Origin of the sequence: Ruegeria arenilitoris (assembly GCF_013035425.1) — a bacterium.
GTDB lineage: Bacteria > Pseudomonadota > Alphaproteobacteria > Rhodobacterales > Rhodobacteraceae > Ruegeria > Ruegeria arenilitoris_A.
The window spans coordinates 92,821-107,203 of record NZ_WQHX01000006.1 but is presented as its reverse complement, the minus strand read 5'-3'; the positions used below and the strand labels follow the sequence as shown (position 1 = coordinate 107,203).

Here is a 14,383-nt window from a genome sequence, read left to right as displayed (position 1 = left end):
ATATCCGATAATGAAATTCAATACGCTGAATTCTGGTTTGCCGGACATTGACTCACCGAGGAATAAACTATGGTTTCAAACGTTTTTACCGGCACTATGCCGGCTCTCATGACCCCTTGCACAGAAGGTCGCGTTCCGGATTTCGATGCGCTTGTTCGAAAAGGGAGTGAGTTAGTTGCGGCAGGTATGTCCGCCGTGGTTTATTGCGGTTCGATGGGTGACTGGCCGCTGCTGACCGATGCACAGCGAATGGAAGGCGTCGAGCGATTGACCGATGCGGGGCTGCCAGTGGTTGTTGGTACTGGTGCAATCAATACGAAATCCGCAGTGGCCCTTGCCTCTCATGCGCAGAAATGCGGTGCAGTGGGTTTGATGGTGATCCCGCGGGTTCTATCGCGTGGCAGCTCGGCTGCGGCTCAGAAGAACCATTTTAGGGAAATTTTGTCCGCTGCGCCGGACGTACCTGCGATCATCTACAATAGCCCGTATTATGGTTTTGCTACGCGTGCAGATCTGTTTTTTGAACTACGCGCCGAACATTCAAATCTGATCGGGTTCAAGGAGTTCGGAGGCGGCGAAGATCTGCGCTATGCAGCGGAAAACATCACCAGCAAGGATAATCAGGTTACCCTAATGGTCGGTGTGGATACCGAAGTCTATCATGGTTATGTCAATTGCGGAGCAACTGGTTCTATTACGGGTATAGGTAATGCTTTGCCTGCCGAAACGCTGCTTTTGGGTGCTTTGTCCGAAAAAGCGGCGAACGGTCATGCCGAGGCACGTCAGCGAGCGCAGGAATTAACCGAGGCAATTCAGGTGTTGTCCAGCTTTGACGAGGGTCCGGACCTTGTTCTTTACTACAAACACTTGCTTGTTCTGAATGGCGAACAGGAATACCGTCTCCATTTCAACGCCTCTGACTCTCTGACCGATGCGCAGAAGAATTATTGCGAACAGCAATATGACTTGTTTCGCAAATGGTTTGCAGATTGGTCAAAACAGGGTGGGGTCATTGCCGAATGCATGTGATTGACAGCCACACAGGAGGTGAACCTACGAGAGTTATCCTCACGGGTGCACCAGATCTGGGTTCTGGTACTTTAGCGGAGCGAGCGTTACGGTTGGCTGCAGATTACAAGGAACTTTATCGTTCGATCTTGTTGGAGCCGCGCGGCCAACCGGCGATGGTCGGCGCGATGCTGGTGGAACCAGTCGACCGTTCATGCGTGACTGGTGTCATCTATTTCGATGTCGACGCTGTATTGGGCATGTGTGGTCATGGCACAATCGGGTTGGCTGTGACGCTAGCGCATTTGGGTCGAATTGATACCGGAATACATCGAATAGAAACTCCTGCTGGGGTGGTAACTGTCGAATTGCACGACGAGAACACAGTTAGCGTGACCAACATCGAAAGCCGCAGAGTGCGACGAGCTGTGAATTTGGATGTGCCCGGTCATGGGTGCGTTGTTGGGGATGTGGCGTATGGCGGGAATTGGTTCTTCATTGTTGATCCCAGCCCGATACCAGTGGAAACCAGCAATATTGCCGCGATGACAAAGCTGACAATCGCTATTCGCAAAGCCGCGATGGCCAGCGGCTTAAAAGGTGCGAACTCGGAACCGGTGGATCATGTAATCCTACAAGAACAGTCCCCTCGCAAGGGGGTGAGCGGCCGCAATTTTGTTCTTTGCCCAGACAACAACTATGACCGATCACCCTGTGGCACTGGCTGTTCCGCTTGTTTGGCTTGTCTTGCGGCAGAAGGTGAATTGGCAGAAGGCGAGGAGATCATTCAGGAAAGCGTTATCGGCAGCACTTATCACCTGTCGTACAAGCTCGGGCCAAACGGAGGTATCATACCCAGGATTAAAGGTCAGGCATTCATCATGTCTGAGGCGAATTTGATGTTTGATGCGAATGATCCCTTCCGTTCCGGGATAGAGATTTAATGCCGATCATCCGTTTTCAGAAGGACGCGCCGTGCGAAGCAGCAAAACCATTCATGTGATTTCTGCCCATGCTGAAGGCGAGGTAGGAGATGTAATAGTGGGCGGAGTGGTCCCCCCTCCTGGGGACACAGTTTGGGACCAGCGGGGCTTTTTAGCAAATGACCAGACGCTGAGAAATTTCTTACTTAACGAACCGCGCGGAGGCGTCTTTCGCCACGTCAACCTTCTGGTCCCTGCCAAGAATCCTGAGGCCGATGCGGCATTCATTATTATGGAACCGGAAGATACGCCGCCTATGTCCGGATCAAACTCGATTTGTGTCTCGACCGTGTTGTTGGACGGCGGGCTTTTCCCAATGCAAGAACCAGAGACACATCTGACGCTCGAGGCTCCGGGTGGATTGGTGCGCGTAAGGGCAGAGTGCCGAAACGGTAAGGCAGAGCGTATCTATGTTCAGAACGTTCCCAGCTTTGTTGACCAACTGGACGCGCGGATTGAAGTGGCTGGTATTGGAACGTTGCGAGTAGACACTGCGTTTGGAGGCGACAGTTTTGTTATCGTCAACGCTGCGGATCTGGATTTTGAGTTAACTCCAGACGAGGGAAAAGAACTGGCACGAACAGGCGCGAGGATAACCGACGCGGCCAACGAACAACTGGGTTTCAACCACCCGACCAGAGACTGGAACCATATTTCGTTCTGCCAGATTGCCGGAGCGCTCAAGCGCGAGGGCAACGTGCTGACCAGCCGAAATACAGTCGCAATCAAGCCCGGAAAATTAGACAGATCACCGTGCGGCACCGGAGCTTCGGCCCGGATGGCCGTTTTTCTGGCGAAGGGGCAGATGCAACTAACAGATCATTATTACGCGCGTTCTGTCATAGACAGTGAGTTCCGGTGCCGAATTATCGACAAGATCGATCTGAGCGGGCGGGTTGCGATCACCCCGGAAATCTCGGGCCGAGGATGGATCACGGGAATTCACCAGCACATGCTGGACCCCGACGATCCTTGGCCGGACGGATATCGCCTAAGTGACACATGGGGCGCGTAGGATGTCGGCAAAACGCGCAATCCATCGGCAAAGCCTTCCAGACGTAATCGCGAGTGATCTGCGAGAGAGGATTTTGAGAGGCGAGCTAGTGGAAGGAGAAACGATTCGGCAAGAAGCGCTAGCTGATGAATATGATGTCTCGCGTATGCCGGTAAGGGAAGCGTTGAAGCAGTTGGATGCCGAAGGTCTGGTGCAGTTGGAAAACAATCGCGGTGCCACGGTTACGGAGCATTCGCTTGACGAAATTTCCGAGATCTTCGATTTACGAGCGCTTATCGAAGTTGATCTCTTTCGTCGTGCCATTCCGGCGATGACTGCGGCACAACTCCAAAAATGCCAGGGCATTCTGGATCAAATGGAGTTGTCATATGACGTTAACGACGTAAGCCAGTGGGGAATGCTGAATCAACGGTTTCACGCCTCGCTTTACGCGGCAGCCGGGCGCAGCTTGACAAATGACCTGCTGCATAAGGTGTCATTGCTATCCGACAGATATATCCGAATGCATTTGAGCGTAATGAAAAAGCGCAAACGGGCCCGAAAGGAACACCGCGAACTGCTGGAGCTGGCGAAAGCGGGTCAGGTCGACGCGGCATGCGGACTTTTGGCGCAACATATAGGACGCACTAAAAAACAACTGGTGGCCCTGATTGCAGATCGTCGCACTGATCGGCTCTAATTTAATCGAGCAGAATTAGAATGTTCGTCCAACCATGCAACTCGTGCGCGACCCGTATTACGCTTTCATTTAAAGGTAATATCAGGTTTGGCAGGCTAAAAGTGATTTAAGTGACTGCCAGCTTCAAACTAGAAAATCCCTTGTTAACGTTCGAAAATGTCCGAAGAATAGAGGGTATGAAGCCAATACCTACCTATCCAGATACTGATGAGGACAAAGCGGATGAAGGTCCGCGCAGTATCTATGATACAGATGAGGCCGACGAGGATGACCTATGGTTTATTCCACCTCCCGAAAATCAGGGACAGGATAACTTCCTTCCGCCTGGGCCTCGGGTTGATCGCCAAATGCTGTTCGACCCACGCGACTGGCGTACTGCACAGGCGGAGCTATCGTCGGAACTGGCAGAACTGGCGGTGACGTTCGGAGCATTGGACGAAAGGTTGCGGAACGGACCTAAAGGCTGGGTGCACCGATTAGCGTTGATGGACGTTTCGGATCTTGGTTGGTGGACCGGGGATCGTATTGGTGTAGACCGATTGGCTTTATGGTGTGGTTTACGCATCGGAGCTACGGCTGACGACTCGCAAGCCCTGTTTCGCGCTGGATGGGCGGTGCGTCGCCTTGCTCAGGGTGCAGGTCCCTCCGAAGGTGGCTGGAGGTCCGGTCTGACTTCCTTTCTGGACCGGCAGGCACAAGGTGTCGAAGACACCCCCGAGGCGGTTGCCGATCTCGCAGATGTAATGCATGACGCATTCAGTTTGCATCCGGTTACGCAGGCTGCGATTTCCTTTCACGCTTGGCGCGCATTGTCCGAAAGAGTCGGTCAAGATACCGAAGCGGCTGTCATCGCAGCCCGTCACAGTGCGACGATGGGGCGGGGTGGTGCCACGTTCATGCCGCTGGCCTTGTCTGGGCCCTCTGCGCTGCGCGGATCCGGTCAGCCACACGAGAGGCTGGCAGCCTGGATACAAGGCGCAGGACAAGCAGTGTTGGCCGCGTTGTTGCATCTTGAACGCGTAGCTGTTTGGGAGGATCGCGCGCGTGACTTGACGCGCGACCTGAGCGGCCGAACCCCGCCAGTTTTAGTCGACGCGTTGAGGGCATGGCCGATGGTGTCAGCCCCACTTGCCGCAGAGCTGACAAAGGCGTCCCGAGCTACAATCCAAAGAAACCTGGATTTGTTTGTGCAACGAGACCTTATCCGCGAGGTAACTGGTCAAGGACGTTACAGGGTCTGGACCGCTGATTTATCAGCCGCCGGGAGTGATCCGGTTTTGCGACAAGATTAATACCACCGGCCTAGGGCAAGAACTGTCGGGGCTGCCTCAGTGGCATCTGCGATGGTGGACAATACTTTGATAACTACCTGTGTCGTTGATGGTGCATCGCATCCAAGGAATCTTCCGGATACTCCTCCATTACCGCTGACCGCTGGAGTAGAATCAGCCGCGAAGGCCATGGGAAATGTCCAGTTGGATGTCTGGCTTGCAAAAAGGGAGCCTTCTGGCGTCTGGCAAGTAACGGCACTTAAACTCCCCGAGCAGATTTGTGTGCCGTCGGCGAAACGAACGTAATCGCCGCTTGCATTACCGCCGCGTTCGATCACTGCGCCTGTCGGCGCACCAGCAAGTTCTGAAACTGTTCCCAACAGATTTCCTGGTCCGAATCCGTAGTCCGCCCGCATCAGGCGTCCGGCTGTGGTGTCGTTGGCGCTGGCTTGAACTGCTGACCCGCTAGCCAGCCCTGTTGCGGGGTCGAACCGCAAGGCCTCATTCCAAGTGTCACCATCTGCAGATACCTTGACTGAAAATCCTGTGCTTCCTGACAAGCCCATTTCGGCATGACCTGTCCAGTTGGACTGAAACAACAAGGAGGCGGTCTCGCCCGCGTTCGCCTTGTTGATTTTCAATTGGTGACCATGGCCTTCGTGGCTGAGTAATGTGGCTGCTCCGCGCACTGACAGTTTATTTGTACTGTCATGGTCCGTTCCGACACCAACTCCGGGCAAGTTGTCCGTGGAGATAGGCGGGTCAATCCAAAGGGATCCATCCCAGACCTTGAGACTGCCCGACGAAAGATCCCATGCGAGCCATCCGGTTTCGGGTGCTACGAAATGCCAGGCTGTATCGATCCACGCAGCAAGCTTTCCGGCATGTCCCGTCCAATCGCCCGTTGGTGTTGCCCCAAGCGCGTGGATGTCACCCTGATTTGGAACAGCAGGCGGCGTGATGGAGTTCAGAGACGTAAGGGAAAGTTGCACGGTTAGATCGAGCTTGCGCAGGGCTTCGTTGTGCGTGACATGTTTCTGCGCCTGGGAAGGTTGTAGGAATGGTAGGTTCAATCTAGGTGTGTTCTGCGGCACGCGGCGTCCTCCTGTGGCTATGGCCAGACATTGATCTGTGCCAATTTGCCTGACATCGCGTGAATCTGGTCTGATTTGGCCGAACGCCTTGGGAAGATTTCGTTTACGTCTTAAGTGCAGAAATGAAGACAAAAACTTGATAAATTGCCCATTGTTTCCAATAGAGAAAATTGCCTCTAACAAATTGATTCGAATTTTTGGGTACTAGTTTCGACGGTATCAGCTACGAGCATATACGTCTTCGTATCGAATAATGTCGTCTTCACCCAAGTAACTGCCTGTCTGCACTTCGATCAGCACCATTGGCACCTTGCCTGGGTTTTTCATTCGGTGCTTGGCCCCAAGCGGGATGTATACCGATTGATTTTCCGAAACGAGCTGTATGTTCTCGCCGATCGTTACTTCGGCAGTTCCCTCCACCACAATCCAGTGCTCTGAACGGTGGTGGTGTGACTGAAGGCTCAATGCGGCGCCAGGGTGAACATGAATGCGTTTGACCTGAAAACGGTCGCCAATCACCAGGCTTTCGAACCAGCCCCATGGCCGATGATCCACTGGCAAAGCTTCGGCTTGTTTTGCACCTTTTGCCTTAAGGGCTTCAACGGCCAGTTTGACATCTTGTGCCCGATCCATACTGGCAACCAACACGGCGTCTGGCATAGCTACGGTTATCATGTTCTCTAGTCCCAGAGCGACCACCTCTTGAGCGTCTGATTCTGAACGAACCAAAACATTGCGGCAGTCAATCGTGGTGACTTCGCCCATGGTCGCAACGCCATCCGCATCCGGCTTGCCCAATTCCTGAACCGCCGACCAACTACCCACGTCGGACCAACCTGCCGTATAGGGTACCACGCTGAGATTATTGGACTTTTCCATTACCGCGTAGTCTATTGAGATGTTCTCAATCGTGTCCCAAGCCTTTTGGTCCAAACGTAAGAAACCCAGATCGGTCCGGGCATCTTCGACCGCCTGCCGAACTGGGTTAATTAGATTCTGTGCGTGCTCTTCATAGGCTGCAAGAATGTCCCTGACCGCGAACAGAAAGATGCCGGAATTCCACAAATAGGTACCATCAGCCACCATGGACTTGGCGTTTTCGGCATCCGGTTTTTCAATAAACCGTTCCAATGGAACTGCCGCGCCAGATTTGTCAGGAGCATGGCTGAGTTTCAGGTAACCATAACCTGTCTCTGGTCGATCTGGAGTGATACCGAACGTAACTAGTTCCTGACGTTCTGAAACGGCACGTAATCCTTCTTCAACGGCATTATGAAATGCTGATGTGTCTGGTAGAACGTGATCTGAAGGCGCAACCAACATGATTGCTTCTGGATTTTCAGCGGCAAGATACAAAGCTGCAGCTAGCACGGCCGGAGCCGTGTTGCGACCATTGGGTTCTATCAAAACCGGACCAGGATCAACGCCAACTTCAGCCAATTGTTCAGGAACAATGAACCGGAAGACTTCATTGGTTAAAATCAAAGGGTTAGAGTAGGGCTCGTGGTTTGGGCCTTTCAGCCGTTCAGCGCATTGTTGTAGTAGGCTCGTCTCGCCAATCAATGGAACGAATTGTTTGGGATAACTCTTGCGAGACAATGGCCAAAGGCGCGTGCCCGACCCTCCACACAGGATAACCGGGTAGACGTTACTCATAGTATCCATTCCCTTTGATCAACAATCCCTAGAAGTATCGCTATTGCCGACAAACAACTGAAGAAATTTGCGCTATTGAGCGGCTTTGTCCGAGGCGATGACATCTTGCAGATATTGATGCAGATCGTCGCGCAACTCTTCACGCGCTAGGGCGAACGCAACGGTTGCCTGTAGAAAACCCGACTTGGAGCCGCAGTCAAAGCGTTGACCATCAAATTTGTATCCAAATACGGGAACGCCGTTACTGATATCTTCCGCAATTGCATCAGTCAGTTGTATTTCACCACCGCTGCCTTGCTTCTTTTTATTTAAATTGTACAGGACAGACGGGCCCAGCACATAACGACCAATAACAGCAAGGTTCGATGGAGCAACTTTCGGGTCTGGTTTTTCAATCATATCTCTGGCCCGTACTACGGTGCCGACATTGTCGCCCACGTCCAGAATCCCGTAAGAGCTTGTTCTTTCGTTTGGAACTTCCATGGCGGCGACCATGTTGCCACCGGTTTCCTCATAAGCTTCTATCATCTGCTGTAGGCAAGGTTTGCTCGCTGCGATGACATCATCTGGCAACATGACTGCAAAGGGTTCGTCACCAATCAAGCGTCGGGCGCACCAAACAGCGTGACCCAATCCCAGGGCTTTGTGTTGACGGATGTAAGCGATGGCTCCGCTTTCCATATTCGTCGCGTTCAGGGTTTCCAGCAGTTCGCTTTTTCCCTTGGCCTTTAGTTCCTGTTCAAGGACCAAGTTGTGGTCGAAGTAATCCTCAAGCGCAGATTTTCCGCGGGACGTCACAAAGATAAACTCTTTGATCCCAGCAGCGCGGGCTTCATCGATTGCGTATTGGACCAGCGGCCTGTCGACCAACGTCATAATCTCTTTTGGCACAGATTTTGTTGCCGGCAAAAAACGCGTACCCAATCCCGCCACTGGGAATATCGCCTTGGTGACTTTGCGTGCCATGTGACCTCTCAAACTCGAACGTAATCCGGCATTTTGCAAAATGGCCGGCGCCCACTCATAAGACGCCCAGCCGTATCAATCAATCTCACTCGCCATTTCAGGCATCAACAGTTTAGAACCTGCCATCGCCCGCTATGCGAGTCAAAGGCAGATGTTGCGCCAAAATCCGAACTGCAGCCTTGGAAGAACTTGATCAGACGTGAGCAACAATCGTTTCATCGAACTAATGCTCCATGGCAATTGCGAAAGATGCAGGCTACCGGTTCCAGTATTTCTGTAACCTCCGGGTTTCTTCGAAACTCCATTCAGGTTTATGGGCCCGATATTAGGGAATTAAGTGGGCTTTCATTTCGATTTTTGGAAAACACGTGGGTTCCTGGCCAGTGGCCTGTTGCCACCGCCCGATCGATCGTCGGGTTTTGTATCCAGGTAGACCATCCACGCCACCGACATCATGCCCCATGTCTTCCAATGCTCTTTGCATAGCTGCAATGTCGGATCTGTAAAGCCCACCAACATTACCCCAATCACCGCTGAAATCGCCTACGCCAAATTCTATCCGGTCACCTACATGGCCCACGAAAAGAGCGTAAAGATCGCTGGTGTTGTAGTCCTTCAAAACATAAAAGTTCGGGGTAACTAAGAAGGCAGGTCCATTCCTGCCGGCTGGCATCATAAGATATCCTTCGGCAATCAATTCGTGGGCAGGAAACGGGCGACCTGATACCCTTTTTACCCCATCGGCTACCCAATCGCGGATTGGGCGACCTTGATCGGGACCTTCAAGCGCACATGTTACGTTCTCGGGCACCAATACTTCAAAACCCCAGTCCCGTCCGGACACCCAGCCGTGTTGCATCAGATAATTCGCGATTGAGGCTATTGTATCCTCGGGTGAGTTCCAGATGTCAGCGCGGCCATCTCCCGTTCCGTCCGCTGCATACTTGAGAAAACTTGAGGGCATGAACTGCGGCTGCCCCAATGCCCCAGCCCAGCTGCTTTTCAACCCGTGCGCGGGGGTGTGCCTATCCTCTGCTATTTTAAGCGCGGCGATCAGTTCACCTGTGAAATATTCCGCGCGAGTGCTCATGAATGCCTTCGTTGCCAGAACTTGAAACGCATCATGGCGAATTGGAACTTGCCCATATCCACTCTCTCGTCCCCAAATCGCCAATATGATACGTTCAGGCACGCCGGTTTGCCTTTCAACCCTAGCTAAAGTGGCAGCATGACGTTGAGCCATCTTTCTCCCGACCGAAGCTGCACCCTTAACCGAGTTTGCGTTAAAGTACCGCCCCGGCGAACCGAATTCCGCCTGTTTCTGGGTTTTGGGTGTTGTTGCCTGACTCCCGGGAGGAATCAGATCAGGCAGTTTCCAGTTCAATGTAATGCCTGCGAAGGCTTGGTTCAGCGTTCTTTCGGAAATCCCATTTTCCCTAGCTACAGGACCAATTGTATTTTGCAACCAAGTCTGGAATTGCCTTTCCACCGCGGTTCGATCCTGTGGGTAAGCCGTCGTAGCGCTAAAGATCAGACCGATGATAATCGCAAATAAACGCATGCTTCCGGTGTCTCTGGTGCGAGCCCCTATGTCAACTGATATGGTAAGATTTGAAAAATCCTTGAGAATTCTGCCAACTCTGTCGATAGTTGACCGAAATCGAGAACTCAGAGGGGCAGGCAGGCTTGCGGATATCCAAAATGCCCATTGCAATGGCGCTGATACTGGTTGCCGCTGCAGCATTCCTAGCATCGGTTCAAATAGCCGGCGCAAGCGATAGTTTCATGAAGCCGCAAGGGCCTATTGCGGCAGTACAAAAGACCCATTTGCTGCGTGCAACGGCACTAATAATGATAGCGGTTGTTCCAGTTCTGGTTCTTGTCCCGTTAATTGTGATTAAGTACCGACGTCGCAAGAACAGCACCTCTACCTACCGACCCGATTGGGATTTTTCGGCCGGACTGGAATTCATGATGTGGGGTGTACCTGTTCTGATAGTGGCCATTCTGTCTTATTATCTTTGGAAAGCGACGCACAGGCTGGACCCATACGCGTCACCCTTTGGTGAAGAACCGGCCCTGCGTGTGCAGGTCGTTGGGTTGGATTGGAAATGGTTGTTCATCTATCCCGATTTGGGCATCGCCAGTGTTGGCGAGTTTGGGATTCCGGTCAAAAAGCAAATAGCTTTGAGTCTGACGACCGATACGGTGATGCAGTCGTTTATGATCCCGGCGCTAGCAGGTCAAATCTACGCGATGCCGGGAATGACAACTCAGTTGCACCTCGTCGCGGATTCACCCCAGACAATGCAGGGAGAGAACACACAATATAATGGGCGCGGCTTTACCAAGCAGAAATTCGCTACTGTGGCGATGCAACAGGAAGACTTCAATGCTTGGGTCAACACTGTGAGGAGCAAGGGTATCTTGCTTGACGCGCCCACCTATCTGACGCTTGCAAAGCGAACGGACCGAGACGAGGTACAAGCTGATTTGGGCAATTCAGACATGCCCGACAATGCACTCTATTTCAGTTTAGAAGACGATGATTTGTTTCACACGATTTTGGGCCGCTACCACAGCGGGAAGCCCCTGCAGTTGAACCAGCAACCCGGGACCACTGCGTTCGGGGAGGAGATCAGCCAATGACTTCCACTGGTTCAGGCTTTTTTGGCCGCCTAAGCTGGGATGCCTTTCCGGTATCCGGTTTGATTGAAAACCCCAGCGCAAATGAAATCGTCGCGAACGCGGCAGCTGCCATCGTCGTAATCGGAGTCATCGTTGTGGTCGGGCTTTTGACCTGTTTTCGACTTTGGGGACCTCTTTGGCGAGACTGGCTGACAAGCGTCGATCACAAAAAAATTGGCATAATGTACATTGTCTTTGCGATTGTAATGCTTGCCCGCGGAGTACTGGAAGGTGTTGCCATGCGCGCCCAGCAAGCTGCCGGGCCAGGGGACGGGTTTTTGGAAGCTGAACACTTCGCTGAATTGTTCAGTACACATGGGACAATCATGATTTTCTTTGTAGCGGTGCCCTTTGTCTTTGGTGTCGCGAATTTTCTGATCCCCCTGATGATTGGCGCTCGCGACGTTGCTTTCCCTCGGATGAATCAGATTGGGCTGGGCCTTACTGTTTCCGCAGGAATGATGCTTATGGTGTCCTTGGTGGTGGGAGAGTTTTCTACTGGTGGTTGGACCGCGTATCCACCTTTTACCGGGGCGGCTTTCAATCCTGGCGTCGGTCCGGACTATTGGATTTGGGCGATTGTTGTGTCCGGTGTAGGCACAACACTTACAGGAATAAATTTTGCTGTAACTATTTACAAACTGCGGGCGCCCGGCATGAAGTTCATGCGTCTGCCAATGTACTGCTGGACGATTATCAGCAGCTCAATCCTTATTATCTTTGCCATGCCTCCCTTGGGTGTGGCGGCACTTTTGTTGGCGGCCGATCGTTATCTTGATTTTCATTTCTTCACCAATGATCTGGGCGGCAACATGATGAACTATGCCAACCTTTTTTGGCTGTTTGGTCATCCCGAAGTCTATCTGCTAGTCTTGCCGGCTTACGGAGTTTATTCCGAGATATTTGCGACTTTTTCAGCCAAGCGACTTTATGGTTACAACTCGCTGGTTATCGCGACGATGTGTATAGCTGTGCTGTCTTTTACCGTCTGGCTGCACCACTTTTTCACAATGGGACAAAGCGCCTTGATCAATGCTGTGTTTGGCATTGCCACGATGCTGATCGCGATCCCAACCGGGGTGAAAGTCTACGATTGGATGGCGACTCTTTATCGTGGAAGAATCCGGTTTTCGGTGCCGATGTTGTACAGCCTTTCATTTCTGATGCTGTTTGTAATAGGTGGGCTGAGCGGGGTCATTTTGGCTAATCCAACCGTCGACTACCAGGTTCATAACACTCTGTTCCTTGTCGCACATTTCCATAACGTGCTGTTGCCGGGCGTGTTGTTCGGAATGTTGGCTGCATATAATTACTGGTTCCCAAAAGCTTTTGGTTTCCGGTTGAACGAGTTTTGGGGCCGCGTTTCAGTTTTGTGCTGGACGGTCGGGTTCTTGCTGACTTTCATGCCTTTATATTTCGTAGGTCTGATGGGAATGCCGCGCCGGTCATTCAGTTACAGCGATCCTTCGTTTCAACCCTTTATGGTCGTAGCCATCATAGGCGCGCTTATCATTACCTGCGGTCTATTTTCGGTCCTGATCCAACTTTGGGTCAGCATCCGGGACCGTGATAAATCCCGGGTACCTGTCGGTGATCCGTGGGATGGGCGGACGTTGGAATGGTCGATCCCGTCGCCGCCCCCACCCTATAATTTCGCGGTAATCCCGCAAGTCGGGGATAGGGATGACTTTGCTGCAGCTAAACGCCGCGGCGTGGCTTACCCAACTCCGGATGCCTATGAGGACATCGATGTGCCTCGCAATACCGGGATTGGTTTCATACTTTGCGTGCTCAGCGGAATCTGGATGTTCGCTTTGGTTTGGTGGATCTGGTGGCTGGTTATCTTTACGACGATCTTGATGATCCTGGCGCTAATTGTTTGGAGTTTTGACACGAACAACGAAATCACCATCCCCGCAGAAGAGGTGCGCAAGGATCACGAAGCGTGGCTTGGGCTAGTCCATAGCACTGTCGCTGTTGATCGTGACCACGAGGTAGTATCAGAAAACAAGGGTCTTGCACGGCCGGATATGGAGGCGGCGGTATGAGACGCGCCCCACCACAAAGTTACCCCGGAATAAACCTCGGGCAGGATCACGCCAGCGCCGACAAGTTCGCCGAAGTCGTTACGTTTGGCTTCTGGGTCTTTCTTATGAGCGATCTGGTCTATTTTGGACTAATGTTTGCCATCTACATCACAATGATCGATGCGCAAGCGGGGGGGCCGGGTCCGCACGATTTGTTTGACCTTAAAAGCATCTTCGCCCAAACGATAATCTTGTTGACCAGCAGTTTGACTGTTGGGTTGGCGATGCTGGCGTTGAAATACAACTTACCCCGCGTGCGTATTGTGTTTTGGTTTGGGGTTACCCTTATTCTTGGTCTTACCTTTCTGGTGTTGGAAATCCGCGATTTCATGGCAATGGCCGATAAGGGAGGGGTTCCCCAGCGTAGTGGTTTTCTTTCAGCCTACTATGGGTTGGTTCCGTTGCACGGACTACATGTTGCGGCGGGATGTCTTTGGCTGATTGTCCTTGGAATTCAGTTGCGCATCATGGGTTTGACCGACCTACTGATGTCTCGCGTCGTGCGACTGGCTTTGTTCTGGCATTTTCTCGACCTGATATGGATCGGTATCATTACCATCGTGTATTTCGGAGGCCTTTCATATGGATAGACGTACCGAAATGCATCGGCGCGAACGTCGCCGCTATGTTATCGGATATGGCGGGTCGCTGTTGCTGACCCTGATTGTGTTTTCAATTGCCCATCTATTCGGGATTGAAACGCGCGACGTTTATCTTGCAATTGGATTGCTGGGCCTGGCACAGCTGATCGTGCAATTGGTATACTTTCTGCATATTGACCGTCGCCGTAGCAGCAGGGAGGATCTGGATCTGATCCTGTTTTCGACTCTGGTACTGTTAATTATCATTTTGGGCACCGTTTGGATACTTGGGAACCTTGCCATTCGGATGCACATTCACCCGATGTAACGCCCAACGCGCATCGTTGACGAAGGG

13 protein-coding genes are annotated in these 14,383 nt (G+C 52.2%); 9 read left to right on the top strand and 4 right to left on the bottom strand.

The window, feature by feature from the left end; all coding sequences use genetic code 11:
• Positions 1–69: 69 nt before the first annotated feature.
• From GOV45_RS16615 to GOV45_RS16595, 5 genes are all read left to right on the top strand, one after another.
• Positions 70–1,029: a dihydrodipicolinate synthase family protein gene (locus GOV45_RS16615; protein WP_170479855.1), complete on the top strand. Its 960-nt coding sequence runs from the start codon at positions 70–72 to the stop codon at positions 1,027–1,029.
• The gene (locus GOV45_RS16610; protein ID WP_170479853.1) at positions 1,020–1,952 is read left to right on the top strand and encodes a proline racemase family protein; all 933 of its coding nucleotides are present in this window, start codon (positions 1,020–1,022) and stop codon (positions 1,950–1,952) included. Before GOV45_RS16615 ends, GOV45_RS16610 begins: the two co-directional genes overlap by 10 nt.
• A gap of 31 nt (positions 1,953–1,983) precedes the next feature.
• Positions 1,984–3,006, top strand: a complete 1,023-nt coding sequence (locus GOV45_RS16605; RefSeq protein WP_170479851.1) for a trans-3-hydroxy-L-proline dehydratase — start codon at positions 1,984–1,986, stop codon at positions 3,004–3,006.
• 1 nt (position 3,007) lies between these two features.
• Positions 3,008–3,685, top strand: coding sequence for a GntR family transcriptional regulator (locus GOV45_RS16600; RefSeq protein ID WP_170479849.1), 678 nt, complete (start codon positions 3,008–3,010; stop codon positions 3,683–3,685).
• 176 nt (positions 3,686–3,861) lie between these two features.
• Positions 3,862–4,977: a helix-turn-helix domain-containing protein gene (locus tag GOV45_RS16595; RefSeq protein ID WP_170479847.1), complete on the top strand. Its 1,116-nt coding sequence runs from the start codon at positions 3,862–3,864 to the stop codon at positions 4,975–4,977.
• On the opposite strand, the gene GOV45_RS16590 is transcribed toward GOV45_RS16595, so the two are convergent.
• The 4 genes from GOV45_RS16590 to GOV45_RS16575 form a co-directional block, all read right to left on the bottom strand.
• Positions 4,974–6,050 carry a DUF2793 domain-containing protein gene (locus GOV45_RS16590; RefSeq protein WP_170479845.1) on the bottom strand — a complete coding sequence of 359 codons (1,077 nt, stop codon included), beginning with the start codon at positions 6,048–6,050 and terminating at the stop codon, positions 4,974–4,976. The two genes, GOV45_RS16595 and GOV45_RS16590, sit on opposite strands and share 4 nt — an antisense overlap.
• Before the next feature lie 219 nt (positions 6,051–6,269).
• Entirely contained in the window at positions 6,270–7,706 is a 1,437-nt protein-coding gene (locus tag GOV45_RS16585) for a mannose-1-phosphate guanylyltransferase/mannose-6-phosphate isomerase (protein WP_170479843.1), read from the bottom strand.
• Between the two features lie 72 nt (positions 7,707–7,778).
• Positions 7,779–8,672 (bottom strand): UTP--glucose-1-phosphate uridylyltransferase GalU, encoded by an 894-nt coding sequence (gene galU / locus GOV45_RS16580; protein WP_170479841.1) that lies wholly within the window; start codon positions 8,670–8,672, stop codon positions 7,779–7,781.
• Positions 8,673–8,997: 325 nt separating this feature from the next.
• Entirely contained in the window at positions 8,998–10,233 is a 1,236-nt protein-coding gene (locus GOV45_RS16575) for a lytic murein transglycosylase (RefSeq protein ID WP_170479839.1), read from the bottom strand.
• Positions 10,234–10,322: 89 nt separating this feature from the next.
• On the opposite strand from GOV45_RS16575, the gene GOV45_RS16570 reads away from it, so the two are divergent.
• From GOV45_RS16570 to GOV45_RS16555, 4 genes are read left to right on the top strand one after another with little or no spacing between them, the layout of a single operon-like run.
• Positions 10,323–11,321 carry a cytochrome ubiquinol oxidase subunit II gene (locus GOV45_RS16570; RefSeq protein WP_254448026.1) on the top strand — a complete coding sequence of 333 codons (999 nt, stop codon included), beginning with the start codon at positions 10,323–10,325 and terminating at the stop codon, positions 11,319–11,321.
• The gene (locus GOV45_RS16565) at positions 11,318–13,408 is read left to right on the top strand and encodes a cbb3-type cytochrome c oxidase subunit I (protein ID WP_170479837.1); all 2,091 of its coding nucleotides are present in this window, start codon (positions 11,318–11,320) and stop codon (positions 13,406–13,408) included. The genes GOV45_RS16570 and GOV45_RS16565 overlap by 4 nt, the downstream gene beginning before the upstream one ends.
• Positions 13,405–14,037 carry a cytochrome c oxidase subunit 3 gene (locus tag GOV45_RS16560; RefSeq protein ID WP_170479835.1) on the top strand — a complete coding sequence of 211 codons (633 nt, stop codon included), beginning with the start codon at positions 13,405–13,407 and terminating at the stop codon, positions 14,035–14,037. Before GOV45_RS16565 ends, GOV45_RS16560 begins: the two co-directional genes overlap by 4 nt.
• Positions 14,030–14,356, top strand: coding sequence for a cytochrome o ubiquinol oxidase subunit IV (locus GOV45_RS16555; protein ID WP_170479833.1), 327 nt, complete (start codon positions 14,030–14,032; stop codon positions 14,354–14,356). Before GOV45_RS16560 ends, GOV45_RS16555 begins: the two co-directional genes overlap by 8 nt.
• Positions 14,357–14,383: the final 27 nt, after the last annotated feature.